Raw genomic sequence first — 15,716 nt, 5'->3', positions numbered from 1 at the left:
GGTAGCCTGTTGCTGGGTTAAACCACCACGTCCTTGATGGCGGCAAAGGATTCGGCGTGGCGCACCGCAATATCCACATCCTGCAACACAGTAATCACCAACGCACCTTTTTTGCTCTGGGTGTACGGGTCGACAATCACGTCCAGCACGCCCCAGTGGGCAATCAGCAAGTCCGCCCAGTTGCCGAACATCAGCGGGGAGCATTTGGTGGCCGTGCCCTTGGTGAGGTTGCTCGGCACTTGGTTGGACACCGCGCAGCGGTAGCCGTTGAGCGGGGTGTCGCCGTCCTGCCAGATGTAGCCCGGTACGTTGGCGGCCTTGAGCTTGGTTTTCAGGTGGCCGCGTACCTTGGTGTTGGTGAGGTAGGCCAGGTTGCCCAAATCGGCGTTTTCGGCGGCAATCGCGGTTTCCAGCGCCACAATGTGTTTCCACTCCAGCTCGCCGCCGTTGGTGCCGATGGCTACCGCGCCGATGCCGGTTGTGTTCAAGATGCCGGTGGGCTGGTTGTTGCTGCCGCTGCCGGTGATGGCCGCCAAGTCGATGCCGAGCATCATCGCGTTAATCAGCTCGTTGCGGGCGAACTGTTCGGCGGATAGCGAGCTTTGCAGCATAAAGCGGCGGCTTAATTCGGTGTTGGCGGTAACGGTTTTCGGTTTCAGCGCGATTTGTCCGAAGGTGGCGTTGCTGCCGGAATCTTCGCCGTTTTCATCTACCCAGCTCACGCTGTTGCCGGTGAGCTGTTTCGGGATGGTGATGTCGCCCACCAAGCCGTCCAGCACGGTAGCGCCCAGCTGGGCCACCGCCAAACGGTTGCGCAACAAATCGATAAACAAATCCGGGCGCAAATCGTTGGCTACGGTATAGCCGCCGTTGGCGGGCGTGCCCTTGCTGTAAGCACGGCTGCCGGCGGCGGCCAGTAAGTCGGTGGGGATGAAAAAGCCGGTAGCGGTGCGCCCCTGTTGTTTGCCGATGGCTTCGGATACTTCGCGTTCCAGCCCGGCCTCGTCCCATTTGCCGGTCGCGGCGGCGTTCATGGCGCGCAGCAGGCTGTATTCGCGCTGCTCGTTATCGCTCATGCCGATGTCGTTTGCCGTGGCGGTGGGCTGGGTGCGCATTTTCTCCATAATCGCGGCGCGCAACTGTGCTTCATCGCCGCCGTCCTTAATCACCTGTTCGGCGGCTTCGATGCCGCCGTGTGCGGCATAGGCGCGGCCGATGGCCAGCAATTCGGCCACGCGTTTGCGCTCGTCTTGTGCGCCGCGTTCGGCAGCGCCAGTGTCGGCAGGTGCACCGGCAGCAACGGCCGGTACGGTGTTTTCGTTTTCTTGGTTCATATTACGCTTTCCTTTATCGGAGTTTTCAGGTTGTGCAGAGGCCGTCTGCGGCGGTTCGGGTAACGTGCGCCCCACCCCCACCGAGGTATCGGCCGGCACGGTTACAAACGAGATTTCATACGGCAGCCAATCGGTGGCGCGGTAGCGCGGCTCCTCATCGGCTTTGGCATCGGGGTTTTCGCAATTCAGGGCGCGGATTTGGTAGCCTACCGAGATGTGGCGCAGGATGCCGTCCTGCACATCCTGAAACTTCTCCTGCGCCCTGGCGGAATTGCCGAAGCGCACTAGGGCGCGGCCTTTTTTATCCGCATCCACCCACGCTTTTTCCACCACGCCGATCAGGTCGTCCCATTTGTGGTTAAACAGCACCGCCGCGCCGCCGTTGAGGCGGCTCAAATCGCAAGCGCCCGGTTCGTGGCTCAAAATTTCTTCGCCAAACCAACGCTGCACCGGTTCCTCGCTGGAAAACGCCACTTCCACCGTGCGCTTGTCCGCATCCACCGTTTGCCGCTCAAAACTCATGCTGCGCTGCAGCTGCTGCATCTGCGCCGTATCGGGCGCGCGGGAATTAGTCCCGGTTGTTTTGCTCATCGCCTTTATCCTCATCATTGGCCGCCGGTTGGGTCGGCGGCGTTTCGGTTAAGCCCATCTGCCGCAGCAAATCCGTTTCCTGCTGAATTTGTTGCAAGGTCTCGTCAAAATCTACCCCCAGCTCGTCGCACACCGCCCGACGCGATTTAACGCGCAGCGCGATAGCGGCCTCTTGCGATTGGATGTCCTTGAGCGGGTCGACCCATGCCCAGCGGCGGCCTTGCCAGCGGTAGCGTTTAAACTTGTCCAGCTTGGCGGCGGGCAGCGGCTTGCCAGTCGGCGAGGTAATCGCTCCGGCCAGCAGGGCACACGCCAGCCAACGCTCGAACACATCGCATAAAAAGCTGTCGATATACCAGTTTTGCAGCGCCATCCATTGGTCGCGCTCCTCCAACACCCCGCTGCGGATGCTGGAGAAATTAACCCCCTCCAAATCATTTGCCAGATTGTGGTAGCTCACGCCCAAACCGCCCGCCACGCTGCGCAGGCAGGTTTTGACGAACGAATCGTAGTTGGCGTGCGGGTAGTCCGGGTTGAACGGCACGAACTCGTAGCCGTTGGGCAGGCTGTGAAAGGTACCGGGGTCGGCGTAGTCGATGATGTCCTGCCCGCCGTGCCCGTTGTCCACCGCTTGGCCGTCAATCGGGTTTTGGAAGCTGTCGATGTCCTCTTTTTGCTGGAAAAAGCCCATCTTGGAAGCGCCCACCCGTGCCGCGATAATCGCCGCCTCTTGGTAGCCGCCGAGGTTGTGCAGGCTGATCAGCGCCGAGGTTGTCCAGGGGAAACCGCGCCGCTGTTCCGGGCGGTCGTGCAGATACAGGTGGCTGATTTCCGCCGCCGGTATCCGCTCGTTATCCAATAATGCGGTAGCCACGGTGTAATCGCCCGGGTGTTGCCGCCGCAGCCAATAAGCCACCGGCCGCCCCCAGTCGTTAATCTCCACCCCCATGCGGATAGCGTTTTTGCCGTTTTGCTTATCACGGTTGAGCTGGGTGTCCAGCCGGTCGATGTCCAACAGCTGCAGGGCGTAGCCGTGCCCGTTGTCGGAGCCGTACACATGGCGCACCAACACTTCGCCGTCGCGCGCCACGCTGCGCACCATCAGCCGTTGCAGGTCGGTAAACGAGTACAGCCCGCTCACCTCGCACACACCGCGCCGCGCCCAAGCGGCAAATGCCTCTTCGATGGCGCGGTTGGCTTGGTTGTCCATCGCCGAGCCGTTGTCCATCTGCACCTGCATCTGCAGCGAAAAGCCGTCCCTTCCCACCACGTGGTTGCCCACCATCTGCAGGAAACGCAGCATATAGTCGTTATCGCGCGCCTGTTTGCGTGAGAGCGAGCGCAGCCTGTCGAGGTCGGAACGCGCCAGCGCATCGGCGGCAGCATTATTCAGCCGCACATCGGCCAAGGGGCCGTTCGGCCGCACCGCCGCATAATGGCGTTCGCGCCGGGCTGGCTGGTTTTGGCCGCCGCGCCGGAACAGGCGCGAAAAAAAACCGCGCTTTGGCGCGGTCGGATTGTGTGGTTTCATTCGGCAAACCTCGTGATGATGCGGCGGGCGCGGCCGGGCCGTTTGCCCAACGCGATTTCCAGCCGCAGGATTTCCTGCTCCCACCAGCGCAGCGCCTTGAGCAGGTCGGCCAGCGAATTAAACGTCATTTCGCGGTCTTTGATTTTGTAGCTGTGGGTAAAGGCGCGGCCGCTGGCGGCATGGCTTTGGTAGGCTGCCTTCAGGTCGGCATACACCTGCTGCGCGAATGCCAGCTGTTGTTCCAGCTGCTGTTTTTCGTAGTCGGTCATTTACTCACCATTTTTGCGTAAAGTTACCGCCACGGCGGCGGGTAATGGCCGGAGCGGGAGATGTGGCTTCAGGCTCTTTTTCCATTTCGGCGGGCGTTTCGGCAAACAGCGCCGGTTGCAACACCGCTTTTTCGTACATCGCCCACTGTACTTCGGACATACTGTGCGTTTTCAGGCTGCGGGCGGCGTGCAGGGCGTAAACCTCACAGTCCAGCGCCTCGTTGCGCACCCCCACCTTTTTTTGCCACACTTTTTTGTGCCGGTTTAAGCGGCTGGGCACTTTAACCTCGCTCAACAGCTGCTCGTAGTAGTCGGCACGCACCTCTTTGTAGTTGTGCAGGCGGCCGGGGCCGTTGCCGGTAAGGCTGACGCGCCCGTGTTCGCCGATGATGAGGTCTTTGGCTTTGCTCACGCCCACGCTGTACACCTGCACCCCGCGCCGGTCGGCTTTGGTGTTGCGGTGTTTCAGGTCGATGTCGCGCGGGCGGGTGAAAATCTCCTTATCCTCGTTGCTGCTGCCTTTGATGGCCATCAGGTTCACGCCGTTGTGGCGGCGGTAGTGGCGCACAAAGTTGTACACCGCATCCGAGGTCTGCCCGTCCGAACTGTCGATGCCCACCGCCAAAATACGCATCGCGGCGCCGTTGGCATGGCGGTAGGTGTGTTTGTAGATTTTTTCCGCCAGCGCCAGCCATACGTCTGATTTGATGTCGGGTGTGTTGCCGTAGATTTCGCCCCATGATACCAGCCAGCTTTCCTCTCCCCGCCCCCAGGCGCGGATGATGTAAGCCAGGCGGTCGTGCTGCACGTCCACCCCCATTGTCAAAATCAGCCCACCCAGCGGCACGGTGTTTTCGGCGTAATCCAGCGCGCGCGCCGCCAGCTCGTCGCCCTGCGGGCCGTCGCCCAACACCTCAAACGGCAGCCCCTTGCTGGAATTAACGAAGGTAATCATCGGCGCAATGTCGCCGGCTTCCTCTTCGTGTTTGGCGGTGAGCCATTTTTTCATAAGCTCGGCAAGCACCGAGCCGGGGAAGGGGCTGTACAGCTCGTTCAGATAAAACCCGGCCGTACCATGAAACGGCGCCGTGGCCTGCCACCAGCCGCGCTTCACGTTGCGGTTTTTCTGCACGTCGTTCCACACGCAGCCGCAATGCGGGCAAACGTAGTAGGCGGTTTCCGGCAAGAATTTGCCGAATACGGGATGGTTGCCGTTCGGGTCTTGGTCGCATTGCAGGTAGTCAAAATTGAGCACATGGGCTTCGCCGCATTCGTGGCACGGAATCATGCCCACGCGCTTGTCGCTCAATTCCATCTCGGCTTCGATGGTGCTCACCCCGGCCACCGTGGGCGTGCCACCGATGACGATTTTCGGTTTGGCAAAGGTTTTGGTGCGCTCTTTGGCCAGTTTGATGCTGTCGCCTTGGCCGCGCAGGTTTAAATTACAGTCGTCCGGCTCTTCCACGCACACCAAGGGCACAGGGCTGGATTTCACGCTGGCCGGAGAGTTCGACCCCACCAGCTTCAGAAAGCCGCCGGCGAATTTCTTAAACAGCTGCCGCTGCCCCTGCGCCCGCACGCGGATGTCGATTTTTTCGCGCAAAACCGGGGTGGCTTCCACCATCGGCATGAATTTTTCATCCATGTATTCCTTCGCCGCGCCTTCTTTTGGGAATAAAACCAAAATCGGGCATGGGGCGGTGGCGATGGTGCGCCCCAGCAAGTTGCCGAGCACGCCGCTTGTCCAGGCTACTTGTGCCGATTTCATGCAGCACACCACCGACACATTCGGATCGTCCAGCGCATCCAATGGGCCGTTTTCCCATTCGAGGTAGGGTGTAACACCCAAAACATATTTACCTGGGCGGGCAGCCTCAACGCTGGAGAGATAACGGTATTTATTCGCCCAATCGCGAATGCGCATTTTGACGGGCGGAGCCCATTTGCTACACGCCTCACGCAGCACCCGGCGCACCGTGTCCGCCATATTCTGCTGCATCATCGCCGCCGAGTTCTGCATCTTCTGCTCCGTAATTCGCCAGTTTTTCCAGCGCCCGCTCCACATGGGCGGTGATGAGTTCGCTGTCTATCGGCTGCCCGACAATCGCGCTCAATTCAGAGGCCAGTGTTTCAGGCAGGGTTAAAAATTCGGTGCGGGCGGCGGTGATGTGATCCGCCCAAGCCCGCTCAAACAATGCCGCCGGGGCCAGCTCACCGGTACGCTCTTTTATCTCAAGTTCGATGGCGTCGGCTTTCAGCCTGTCCAACCTGTCGCGCGGCTTTTCTCGGTTGATCCGCTGTAGTTCGCGCTGAATCAGCCAACCGATAACGGCCTTGGTGTCGTATTCGTTGGCCTGCCCGCGCAAATCGGCAAATGATGCCACCGGCAGGCCGTCTTTCTGCCATTCGGTCAGCGAGCGTTCCGTGATACCCAAGATTTCTGACAGCTCACGCTTGTTTACCAACATAAGCCGCCCCTTAATGTGTTTCAGGCAGCCTGCGGATGAATAACCGACTATGCTCAATATATGATTTCGTCTTAACCCGGTATTTCCACAGGCTGCCTGAAACACACTCCATAAAAAAGCCCGCATAAGTACACGGGCAAATTCAACACACCACCCTTTTCAGGTAGCCTCACCAATAAAAAAACCGCTGGCAAACAAGCCAAACGGCAGAATCAAATAACCCCTTACCACCACAGTCAAAAGGGAGGAAGGAAGCTATAGCACCCTCCCGCTTCACAAAAATCGTGGTTCGAATTACCCGCGTTTCGGCCGGCCGGCGGAGTACCTTTTATTTCAGCGCGCCGATTTTATGGCAGCCTCGATGGCCTTGCGCATCTGCTCGGGGAACTCACGATCAATCGTATGTTCCGCCGTCTCGAAGTAAGGGAAGCGTTTACTGTACCCAGCCCGACGAACAAACAGAGCAATGGGCCGCCAGTGTTTGCCGTCTGCCAAGATTTGGTAGATGCCGGGCCGGCGGCGGCCTTGGTGTTTACCGATAGCCACGAAGGTATAGCCGCGTTTCTTTTTTGTACCTCGTGCCAAACGGCGGCGGGCGGCATCGGTCATATTTGCGCGGTAGCCCCTTTCTGGGAAGGCACGAAAATAGGACAGGATTTTTATAATCTGCCCACGGCTCCAGTTGCCGTAATTATCCATCTGCGCGAATTTGCCCGGTATGCAGTAATAGCCTTTCGGCATTGCCCCCACTCCTTGCAGCGCTCGCTCGAAGCGCTTGTGGCTACGGCTGCCGCCATCGATTTGCGGCAGCAGGTATTTTTCTGCCGGTGTGCCTTTGAAGGTATCGTACTTAAGCCAAACGTAAGCCGATGGGTTGGCTTTCGTGCCGGGTTTAACGTATAGGCTATTGAGCGTGTAGGGCGTGGGGCGGTCAAATACTGCCCGCATTTTGTCGATTTCCGCCAGCTTAACCAGTTTTGCCGTGCGGTTTACCGCCAGCGAATATGCAAACGGCAGCTGCTTGCGCTCCAGCGCATTGAGATGCGCCGTGGCAGTATCGGCTTTAACACGGGCGGACACAACAAACACGGCGCACTCCCAACAAACCAAAACCGCCCTGTTTTTACACAGGGCGGATTGGAAACATTCTATTTTTGCATCAAGGATACATGGGCTATATACAACTTAACCCATGCTTGCATATTATTTTGCCCCCAGTTTCCGTAAACTGTCAAGCGGCGGACAAAATATTTTGCAGTTTGCGCCCCGAGAAAATGGTATCAAGCGTGGCGTAAAGCGTTTTGTACATATATTTTTTCGATATGCCCAAATCGTTTGCCATCTGATCTGCCGTGCCCACTTGTTGGTAATAACGCTTGATTACCGCACGCGGGATAACCGGCAAGCGCCGCACCGCCGCATCAATCAGCACAAACACAGCATCGCAATCCGTGCCGTAGGATAAAACGGAGGAGTGAAAACCTCCACCGCCGGGCGTACCCCCAGCCATCAACAAATTCAAACTGCTCGGCTTATAGCCAACCCCGGCCTTCAAAGGCTGGCGTGTCCAGTTTGCCCATTCGCGCATCAGCGCATCTTTTGCATCCTCGGAAAAATCAAACACAGCATGATACTCATGCCCCTTTTGTTACCTCTTACGCGGCAGCCCTCTGCCGCTTTTTTATTGTGCCGCTATTTTACTAAAAACCGCGATAAAACAACAGATAAAGCGGTAAAAAATCCTGTGTTTATAAGTTTTGCACAAAGTGCATATTTATGCAGTTTTGAAAATCGCTGAAAGCCTTATCTGGTGGGCATTTGTGCACTTTGTGCAGTATGTGCAGTATATTTTCACACGCATGGAGAAAAAAAATAAAAAGGCGGGCAGAGTAGGAGTAAATACGCCTATATATAACGCGCGTACGCGTGCGCGAAAAAAACGCTGCACACACTGCACAAAGTGCACAAAGCCCCGCCCAGCGTGGATTTGCAGGGAGGGGCAAAAGTGCATTTTTGTGCAGTTGTGCAGCTTTTAGTAGCCTTTCGGGTTTCGCAGGTCTTGTACCGCCTGCTGGAATCTAAGCACCTGCGGGCCGATAAAGTCCATTTCGGGCGTGCCCTGCGGCGGGCGGGTGCCGGGCGGGAGGAAGATATTATCCTGCATCTTTTCCTCCGGGCGCGGGCTGTTGGGCAAACGCCACCACCGCCGCGCCCTTGGCATCTTACTGGCAATGTGCTGCAGGAATTTGGATTTGGAAATCTGCCGCTCGTTGTTTTTGGTGCACCACCATAAATACAAATCCCACACATCGCCGGTAATCGCCGCGCAGTAGGGGATATTTTCGATTTCGCCGCGCTCCCACTCCATATAAAACGTCTGCCACCCATACCGCCCATAATTGATTACGTTGGCCTTGGCTTCCGTCATCGGCGGTTTGGTGTGCGGGTCAAAACGCGGGCCGCCCTCTTCGATCACCTCCACCACGTCCGGCTGCGTGGGGTCGTCGGCAGGCTGCCTAGTGTAATTGATAGTGAGCGGCAAAGACAACAGCAACATAAAAAACTGCAGTATCCCGTCTGCGCCCAGCTCCACCTCCAATTCCGCACGCAGGCTTTCAGGTAGCCTGTTTTTTGGCCAAATCACAAAGTAGCGGCGGTCGTTTTCCTCAATCTTAAACGGCTGCGCCTCGTTGGATAAAAATACGCAGTTGATGTGGTTGGCCTCTTCGTAGGAATCCACAAACTTGCGTTCGATGCGCATCGTTTTGCCGGTGATCATGTGCTTCATGGCGCCGGTTTGGTCGTATTTTTGTTTGGTATTAAAAACCTCCTCGAAGACAATAAACAGCTTGCCCGAGCGGTTGCCCGTGTAGTTACTCTCCAAATCCGACTGCCCCAGCGTGGCCGCGTAATCGCCGTACATCGGCTTGATAATCTCCTCAAACAGCAACGACTTCCCCGCGCCGTGCACATCGCCGTGCATCACCAGCGAAGTAGTCAGCTTCGCGCCCGGGTGCTGCAGCGGATAAGCCAGCCAGTTATACACAAACTCCATCATCTGCAAATCATGGTTGCACAAATGCGCAATCAGCTTTTGGATGGCGCGACAGCCCGGGTACAAATCCAACACATCCAGCCACCAAGTCGGCATTTCCTCGCGCGGGCGCGGAAACTGCACCTTGTCCGCCAGCGGCAGCCCGCGATAGATATTGATGTACTCGTCCGACAAATCCCGCCCCGGCTCGAACACCACGCGGTCGAAACGCTTAACGATGCGCGCCGGGCTGTCTTGCCAAATCTTAAACTGGCTGCCCATCGCCAGCTTGGCCGAGCCCTGGTCAATCATGCGCCACAGTTGGTTGTCCCAAATGCTGGAGCTGCCGTCCAAATACACATAGCGCGCCATCATATCTTTCAGGTCGTTGTCTTGGGCTACCTGAAACGCCGCCCGGTCGCGCTTGAGCTTATTGACCTCGTATTGAGTCATCACCGGCGCGCGCCCCCAATTAAACCAGTTATCCACCGATTTTTTGCAAAAATGGTCGGTCAGCGCCTTGCGGCTGTATTCCACGCCCGTTTTTCTGCTCACGGCGCGGCTCTTGCCTTCGATGAGGGAAAATTCCCGTTTCAGCCGGTCAAAGTTTTCCTGATAGCGGCTCTCTCCCTCCGGTGTTTCGGCGGTTTCAGGCATATTTTCCCCGCCGCCCCCCGTGGTTTCGCGTGCCTCACCTTCCGGCGACTCGCCCTCCGTGGCGGGTGCGGGAGGCGGGGCAGCCTGTTTCAGGTAGCCCGAAGCCTGCGCCGCCGCCAACACCTCGGTATATTCGGCAGTGTAATCCGTCAAATGCTGCCAACTCAACGCCGCCAGTGCATCGATAACCTGCCCACGGTCGGCTAGCGCATCGGCAATATCGTAGCCCGCCGGCCACACGCCCGGCTCAGGCGTGCGCACAAACGCCACCTTGCAGCCCTGCGCCGTCAGCCGCTCGGCAATGCCCAGCATCGCCGCCATACCCGGCTGCGCGTATTTGTCCAGATACGGCTTGCTCTCCGCATCCGCGCCCGCCTTGCGCTCGGCGGCAGTCAGCTTTTCGCGCTGTGAATCGCAGTCCGGCCACAGAATCACGCGCCGGTTTTGCACCGCTGACCAATCCGTCTTGTCCCAGTTGCCCGCGCCGCCGTGCCAGGTAATCACCGCATAGCCCGGCTGCGCCGCATCCGCCGCGTTTTTGCACTTTTCGCCTTCCACTACCAACACCGGCTGCACAGGGTCGGCCGCCAGCGCGTCCAAACCGTACAGCGGGCGCAAACCCTGCCAGCCGCGCCAGCGCCACATTTTTTCGTGCGTATCCAAGTTTTCGCAAAACGTGTAGGGCAGATCGATTTTGCTGCCGTCCGACTTGATAAATCGCGCCACCGCGCCGAGCACCTGCCCTTCGCCATCGCGGAACACCGAAGTAAACACCGGCTCGGCTCGTTCGCCTTGGCGGAACGAATGGCGGAAATTCATCGTTTTCAGCGCGAATTCCGGCACCGGCACAATTGGCTGCCAACGCGCGTTTTTGCCCGGCTTGGCCGCATTGCCGCCATCCAGCGCCACCTTTTGCACCGGCGCAAAATTGCCCAGGCTCAAACGCTCGGCAATCGAGCGCGCCGCCTGCGCCGTATTGCAGCTGTAGAGGTAAGCGTACAGGTCGATTAAATCCCCGCCCTTGTCGCCCGTGGCAAAATCCGCCCACTGCCCGCTGCAGGTGTTGATGCGGAAGCTGCCCAGCTTTTTATCCGCGCGCGTGGGATTGAGCGCCACAAACTCATGCCCGTCATAGCGGCCGGAAGGCAGCCATTCCGCCAGCAGATTGTCCACCGAACTCAAAGCGGCACTTGAAATAGTGGCAAAATCAATAGATTGGCTCATAACACAGCTTTCAGGTAGCCTGAAAAAGGCGTAAAAAAAGCCTGCCCCTGCGTACACAGCGGCAGGCGGTATAAAAAACGGCGGAAAAGAAGAATAGAAAGCCGCCGAAAACCCCGGCACAAGGGAGGGAGTGCCGAAGAAAGAGGAAACTAGGCGGCCAGCTCCGGCCAAATCTCTTGCCAGTCATCCGGGCGCAGGTCTTTACGTGTTACCTGCCCATCAGTGGCGGCTTCAATTGCAGCGCAGCGGGCGGGCGGCACAGGTCGGCGGCCTGAAGCCCAGCGGCTCACATCCGGCGCAGGGGCATCGATTTTTTCAGCCAGTGCGACCAACGAACCACGCCCACCGCGCTTTAGGTACTCATTTAAATTCATTTTCATCTCCAATGTTTTTTGTAGTTTAGCGAAACGCTAAACAAAAAGCAAGCGTTTCGCATATAGTATAAATTTAGCAAATTGCTAAAATCTAACATTGGAAAGGGAAAATTTATGAAAACCATCGAAGAAACCTACCGCCAACGCCTGCAAATGCTAATTGACGAATACGGCGGACAAGGCAAATTGAGCGAAGCCATCAACAAATCAGCCTCTCAAATCAGCCAATGGCTGAATGCCACCCCTGATTCTCGAACCGGCAAGCCGCGATCGCTCAAGTCTGAAACAGCGCGCGAGATAGAAATTGCCACCGGCAAGCCGCGCGCGTGGTTCGATCAGCCGTTGGATAGCGTAATGATGTTAGGTGATGGTTATATTGTGCCGGAAGGATATATTAAATTCAGCGTGTTAAATGTTGAAGCCAAAATGGGCGTAGGAACATTAGATGACTCCCCCGTTGAGATTGTTGATTTTGTGGCTGTAGCTGAATCCTGGGCAAAAGCACATTTTGGCGGTGCAATATCACGCATCCATATCATTACTGGCACAGGAGACTCGATGAGCGGCACAATAGAGTCCGATGAAATCCTATTTGTAGATACTGGGATTGATTATTTTGATGGGGACGGGCTTTATGTCATCCATACTCCAGCGGGCAGAAGAGCCAAACGCCTGCAAATGACCTCGACCGGCGTTTTACTGATAATAAGCGATAACCCCAAATACCGCGATGAAGAAGTTCGCCCGGAAGATGCGGATAATATTCATATTATTGGGAAAATAAAGGGAAGCTGGGGTTTTAAACAATTCCGATAACGCCGTTTCCCTCAATAAAGGCTACCTGAAATTTCAGGTAGCCTCTTTTTTATGCTTGTTTTGTGCAAAACGCTAAAAAATATTACTTTGTAAATCAAAACGCTATAAAATAGTTGGCGTTTCGCTATTGCTTATATATTAGCGTTACGCTAATATTCGCTCTAACAAATCAACAACACATGGAGCAAATCAAATGTCATCCACCATCCACATTGCAAACGTTATGGATTCCAGCATCGCCAACGCTCATCGAGATTGCACCGTTGGCCGTATCTTCAAACAGGTTTGCAACTTCCGCCGCCGCCCGCACTACCTAATCGAGATGCTCGACGGCAACCGCATCATTTGTTCAGACCGCGTGGCAGCCTGCGCCGAAGCCCGCAACCTATCCTGCACCTACTTTATCGAGCCCATTATCCACTAAAAAAGCCGCCTGCCCGCCCGGGCAGGCTACCTAAAAAGGAAACCAAGTGAAAACCTACCCCATCATGCTGCCCAGCCACGGCGGCGAAGACGTACAAGCCGCCACCCTCACCGAATACGCCGACGGCAGCTGCGTTATCGAAACCGGCAGCACCGTCACCACCGACCACAAAGCCGCCGCCCACGACGTCATCAAACGCCGCTGGCCGAACGCCTACATCGCCGAAGCCGTGCGCGACGACACCCCGCCCGCTGAAGCCAAACCCACGCTGGCTGACCTGCTCAAATTGGCGCAGCAACTCACGGGCAACGGCATCTTAGCGGTGGATGTGGAATACAACAGCCGCTATGGCTCACTCATCCTATATGCCTGCATCGAACTACGGCCAAAGGTAACATGGCTGGAGTACGAAATTTGTTACCACGAACTCGGCGACAACGAGCTGGCGGCGGCAATCCAAGCCGCTAAAGACTGGCTCAACGCTGTAGCTGAAAAACACGGCAATCCCGCCGCCTAACCCTCTCATATGGAGACCATCATGAACCAAGATAAAAAAATCATCCCTGCCACCAAGATGCTGCGCGCCATCAACAGCGGCCTGCTCGATACCGAGCTGGGCGAAGCCATCAGCGCCGCCGTAGCCGCCTGCCTGTCGCACGGCAAACGCGCCACGGTCACGCTCAAGCTGACGATTGATTCGCAAAACATCAAAGACGGCACCGTGCGCATCAGCCACGACATCGCCAGCAAGCTGCCGAAAGAAAAACGTGAGGGCGGCATCGTATTCGCCACCCCCGAAGGCAACCTCACCACCGAAGACCCCGCCCAAGCCAAGCTCGACCTGCAGGGCACGGGCGAATCCACCAAAGTAATCAAACTCACCGGCACCAAATAAGTGCCATTTACCAACCCTAAAACAGGAAATCCGACTATGGAAAACCAAAACAACATCATCCGCACCGCACTGGACGCGGCACAAAAACCCTTTATCGCCGCCATGCCCGACGGCACGCCGGTAGTGTTTGCCCCGGCCGAAAACGGCGATTGGTCTTTTGACACCATGCCTAGATACCGCGCCACCCCCGACCGTAAAAAAGGCTTTGCCAACGCCCACGACTTAGACAGCCTAATCGCCTACGTCAAAAAACATCAAACCGAAGGCACAGAAATCTATATCAATGCCGACTTTTTAAATGGCAACATCCAAATCCGCGCCCTGCTCAACGGCGACACCGCAGAAGCCAGCGGCTTTAAGGATTTTGGTATCGACTACAGCCCGGTAGAAACGCCTGCCGCCCACGCGTGGAAATATTACGACGGCGAAAAACTGAATCAAATCCAGTTTGCCGGCGTACTCACCAACAACGCCCGCGACATCGTGAGCTCCAACCCCGACGACCCGGCAGCCAAATACCCCACCGGCTCTGAAGTGTTGGATTTTGCCCTAAACCTCGAATACACCGAGAAAACCACCTTTAAGCAAGGCTACCGCGAGCAAGACGGCCGCATGAATTTTGTGTTTCAGTCCGAAGACGCCGGCAAAACCGATACCACCCTGAAAGCCTTTGAGAAATTCGGCGTGGCCTTTACCCCGTTTTTGGGCGGCAAAACCTACTTTGTCGAGGCGCTGCTCAAATTCAGGATCGACAAAAACAACGGCGGCCTGATCCTGTGGTACGAGCTGCAACAGCTGCACCGCGTAATGGAGCTGGCCACCCAAGACATCGCCAAAGCCCTGCGCGAAGCCCTGCCAGAACTGCCGATTTATAACGGCAAACCGGCCTAAACCTTCCCGCCGCCTGATTCAGGCGGCATCGGGCAGGCGGTTGCCGCCAACAACGGCGGAGCGGTCTCTCCCTTAACCGCGCATCACAGCCGCCTGCCCCATGCCAAGGAGCAAAAAAAATGAACGAAAACACCGTACAGCTTACCCTTATCACCCTAGCCATTATCACGCAGGCCATCGTGCTGCTGCAGGCAGCCTGCATCCTATTGTTGTAATCATGTGGTAGTGCCCATGCCCAAGCCGCAGGTGGGCAAACAGCGGCAGCAGGCCACGGAAAAAGCAAAGACCGGCCTTATCGCAACACCCAAATACGGAGCCGGAGACCTGCACCAAACCTATTTCAGGCAGCCTGCCGCAAGGCAGGGACTAAAACCAAGCAATCAACTGATTTTAAAACAAAACAACCCGGGACTAAATCATGAAACCCGTTATCCTCAAACTGATTTGCGCCGCCATCGCCGCAACCGCACTGGCCGCCGTGCCCAATATCGACGCGCACGACCCCTATCTGCAGCTCGCCGCGCAAAACACCGCCAGCGAGCCCACCAGCGCCGAAATCATCGCCGCAAAAGACCTGCAGGCCGAAGCCGCCGCAGCGGCAGCGGCCAAACAGTACGAAGAAATGGACGATTACCAAGTTATGCGTGGGGTGGTGTACGAGCCGGAGAGCGGGAAATGAACCTGCGCTATCTCTACAACCACCACAAAAACACCGTAACCATCCAAGCCGAACTCATGGGATACCTGCCGGCCGAAAACGCCCCGCACAGCTGGAGCACCCGCAAACCGCGCCCAGGCGAAATAGACGTAGTGTCCGAAAAAACCTTTAAGCAGAGCGACACCGCCGCCATTCATACCTACGTCGAGAGCCTCTACGCCGCCGATGCCGACATCCGCAACAAAGCCAACCACCGCCTGCCGGTAGCCCGCACCATACAGTATCACTACCGGGGCGAATAGCGATGGATAAAACCTGCCTAACCTGCCGCCACTGGCAAACCACCTACAAAAGCAGCAGCGGCGAAATCAAACCCGTACCCATGCTGCGCCACTGGATGGCAGCCTGCGCCCACGGCGAAAGCTGGCGCTCGCTGCCCTACAAAACCCCGGCTTGCAACAAATACCAAGCCATCAGCCCCGCCGCCTTGCAGCGACGGGAAGCAAAAATCGCCGAAATCCAAAACACGCCCTACAAATAACGAGGCAAA

Annotated in this window: 18 protein-coding genes; 9 read left to right on the top strand and 9 right to left on the bottom strand. The window is 56.8% G+C overall.

Translation table 11 applies throughout. The annotated features are described in order from the left end of the window. Nucleotides 1–17: 17 nt before the first annotated feature. The 7 genes from A7Q00_RS03640 to A7Q00_RS03610 form a co-directional block, all read right to left on the bottom strand. Nucleotides 18–1,925 carry a phage major capsid protein gene (locus A7Q00_RS03640; protein WP_064089276.1) on the bottom strand — a complete coding sequence of 636 codons (1,908 nt, stop codon included), beginning with the start codon at nucleotides 1,923–1,925 and terminating at the stop codon, nucleotides 18–20. Then, a complete protein-coding gene (locus A7Q00_RS03635; RefSeq protein WP_064089275.1) occupies nucleotides 1,903–3,456 on the bottom strand; it encodes a phage portal protein in 1,554 nt (517 codons plus the stop codon). The genes A7Q00_RS03640 and A7Q00_RS03635 overlap by 23 nt, the downstream gene beginning before the upstream one ends. Then, on the bottom strand, nucleotides 3,453–3,725 hold the full coding sequence (locus A7Q00_RS03630) for a hypothetical protein (RefSeq protein WP_064089274.1): 273 nt from the start codon (nucleotides 3,723–3,725) through the stop codon (nucleotides 3,453–3,455). The genes A7Q00_RS03635 and A7Q00_RS03630 overlap by 4 nt, the downstream gene beginning before the upstream one ends. A 4-nt stretch (nucleotides 3,726–3,729) precedes the next feature. Then, nucleotides 3,730–5,745, bottom strand: a complete 2,016-nt coding sequence (locus tag A7Q00_RS03625) for a phage terminase large subunit family protein (protein WP_064089273.1) — start codon at nucleotides 5,743–5,745, stop codon at nucleotides 3,730–3,732. Next, nucleotides 5,681–6,193 (bottom strand): terminase small subunit, encoded by a 513-nt coding sequence (locus tag A7Q00_RS03620; protein WP_064089272.1) that lies wholly within the window; start codon nucleotides 6,191–6,193, stop codon nucleotides 5,681–5,683. The genes A7Q00_RS03625 and A7Q00_RS03620 overlap by 65 nt, the downstream gene beginning before the upstream one ends. Before the next feature lie 333 nt (nucleotides 6,194–6,526). Continuing rightward, nucleotides 6,527–7,282 (bottom strand): hypothetical protein, encoded by a 756-nt coding sequence (locus A7Q00_RS03615; protein WP_064089271.1) that lies wholly within the window; start codon nucleotides 7,280–7,282, stop codon nucleotides 6,527–6,529. Between the two features lie 142 nt (nucleotides 7,283–7,424). Beyond that, nucleotides 7,425–7,817, bottom strand: coding sequence for a hypothetical protein (locus A7Q00_RS03610; RefSeq protein WP_064089270.1), 393 nt, complete (start codon nucleotides 7,815–7,817; stop codon nucleotides 7,425–7,427). 12 nt (nucleotides 7,818–7,829) lie between these two features. Here A7Q00_RS03610 and A7Q00_RS13355 point away from each other — a divergent pair, with 12 nt between their 5' ends. Beyond that, a complete protein-coding gene (locus A7Q00_RS13355; RefSeq protein ID WP_156503721.1) occupies nucleotides 7,830–7,991 on the top strand; it encodes a hypothetical protein in 162 nt (53 codons plus the stop codon). A gap of 234 nt (nucleotides 7,992–8,225) precedes the next feature. Here A7Q00_RS13355 and A7Q00_RS03605 read toward each other — a convergent pair whose 3' ends face one another. Together A7Q00_RS03605 and A7Q00_RS03600 are read right to left on the bottom strand one after the other, a co-directional pair. After that, a complete protein-coding gene (locus A7Q00_RS03605; protein WP_156503720.1) occupies nucleotides 8,226–11,108 on the bottom strand; it encodes a DUF5906 domain-containing protein in 2,883 nt (960 codons plus the stop codon). 149 nt (nucleotides 11,109–11,257) lie between these two features. Beyond that, nucleotides 11,258–11,482, bottom strand: a complete 225-nt coding sequence (locus A7Q00_RS03600; protein WP_064089269.1) for a transcriptional regulator — start codon at nucleotides 11,480–11,482, stop codon at nucleotides 11,258–11,260. Nucleotides 11,483–11,596: 114 nt separating this feature from the next. Here A7Q00_RS03600 and A7Q00_RS14020 point away from each other — a divergent pair, with 114 nt between their 5' ends. The 8 genes from A7Q00_RS14020 (at nucleotide 11,597) to A7Q00_RS03560 (ending at nucleotide 15,707) form a co-directional block, all read left to right on the top strand. Continuing rightward, entirely contained in the window at nucleotides 11,597–12,298 is a 702-nt protein-coding gene (locus A7Q00_RS14020) for a LexA family transcriptional regulator (protein WP_245637517.1), read from the top strand. A 193-nt stretch (nucleotides 12,299–12,491) separates the two neighbouring features. Beyond that, nucleotides 12,492–12,722, top strand: a complete 231-nt coding sequence (locus tag A7Q00_RS03590; protein WP_064089268.1) for a hypothetical protein — start codon at nucleotides 12,492–12,494, stop codon at nucleotides 12,720–12,722. Between the two features lie 46 nt (nucleotides 12,723–12,768). After that, complete coding sequence (locus A7Q00_RS03585) at nucleotides 12,769–13,239, top strand: hypothetical protein (protein ID WP_064089267.1); 471 nt, start codon at nucleotides 12,769–12,771, stop codon at nucleotides 13,237–13,239. 21 nt (nucleotides 13,240–13,260) lie between these two features. Further along, nucleotides 13,261–13,617 carry a hypothetical protein gene (locus A7Q00_RS03580; protein ID WP_245637516.1) on the top strand — a complete coding sequence of 119 codons (357 nt, stop codon included), beginning with the start codon at nucleotides 13,261–13,263 and terminating at the stop codon, nucleotides 13,615–13,617. A gap of 36 nt (nucleotides 13,618–13,653) precedes the next feature. Beyond that, nucleotides 13,654–14,508: a DUF2303 family protein gene (locus A7Q00_RS03575; RefSeq protein WP_064089265.1), complete on the top strand. Its 855-nt coding sequence runs from the start codon at nucleotides 13,654–13,656 to the stop codon at nucleotides 14,506–14,508. A gap of 418 nt (nucleotides 14,509–14,926) precedes the next feature. Continuing rightward, nucleotides 14,927–15,187: a hypothetical protein gene (locus A7Q00_RS03570; protein WP_064089264.1), complete on the top strand. Its 261-nt coding sequence runs from the start codon at nucleotides 14,927–14,929 to the stop codon at nucleotides 15,185–15,187. Next, a complete protein-coding gene (locus tag A7Q00_RS03565; RefSeq protein WP_064089263.1) occupies nucleotides 15,184–15,468 on the top strand; it encodes a hypothetical protein in 285 nt (94 codons plus the stop codon). Before A7Q00_RS03570 ends, A7Q00_RS03565 begins: the two co-directional genes overlap by 4 nt. A gap of 2 nt (nucleotides 15,469–15,470) precedes the next feature. Then, complete coding sequence (locus tag A7Q00_RS03560) at nucleotides 15,471–15,707, top strand: hypothetical protein (RefSeq protein ID WP_064089262.1); 237 nt, start codon at nucleotides 15,471–15,473, stop codon at nucleotides 15,705–15,707. Nucleotides 15,708–15,716: the final 9 nt, after the last annotated feature.

The sequence above is a fragment of the Eikenella halliae genome (genome assembly GCF_001648475.1).
GTDB lineage: Bacteria > Pseudomonadota > Gammaproteobacteria > Burkholderiales > Neisseriaceae > Eikenella > Eikenella halliae.
The sequence above is the reverse complement of the archived record's forward strand: the minus strand, read 5'-3'. Positions and strand labels throughout refer to the sequence as shown.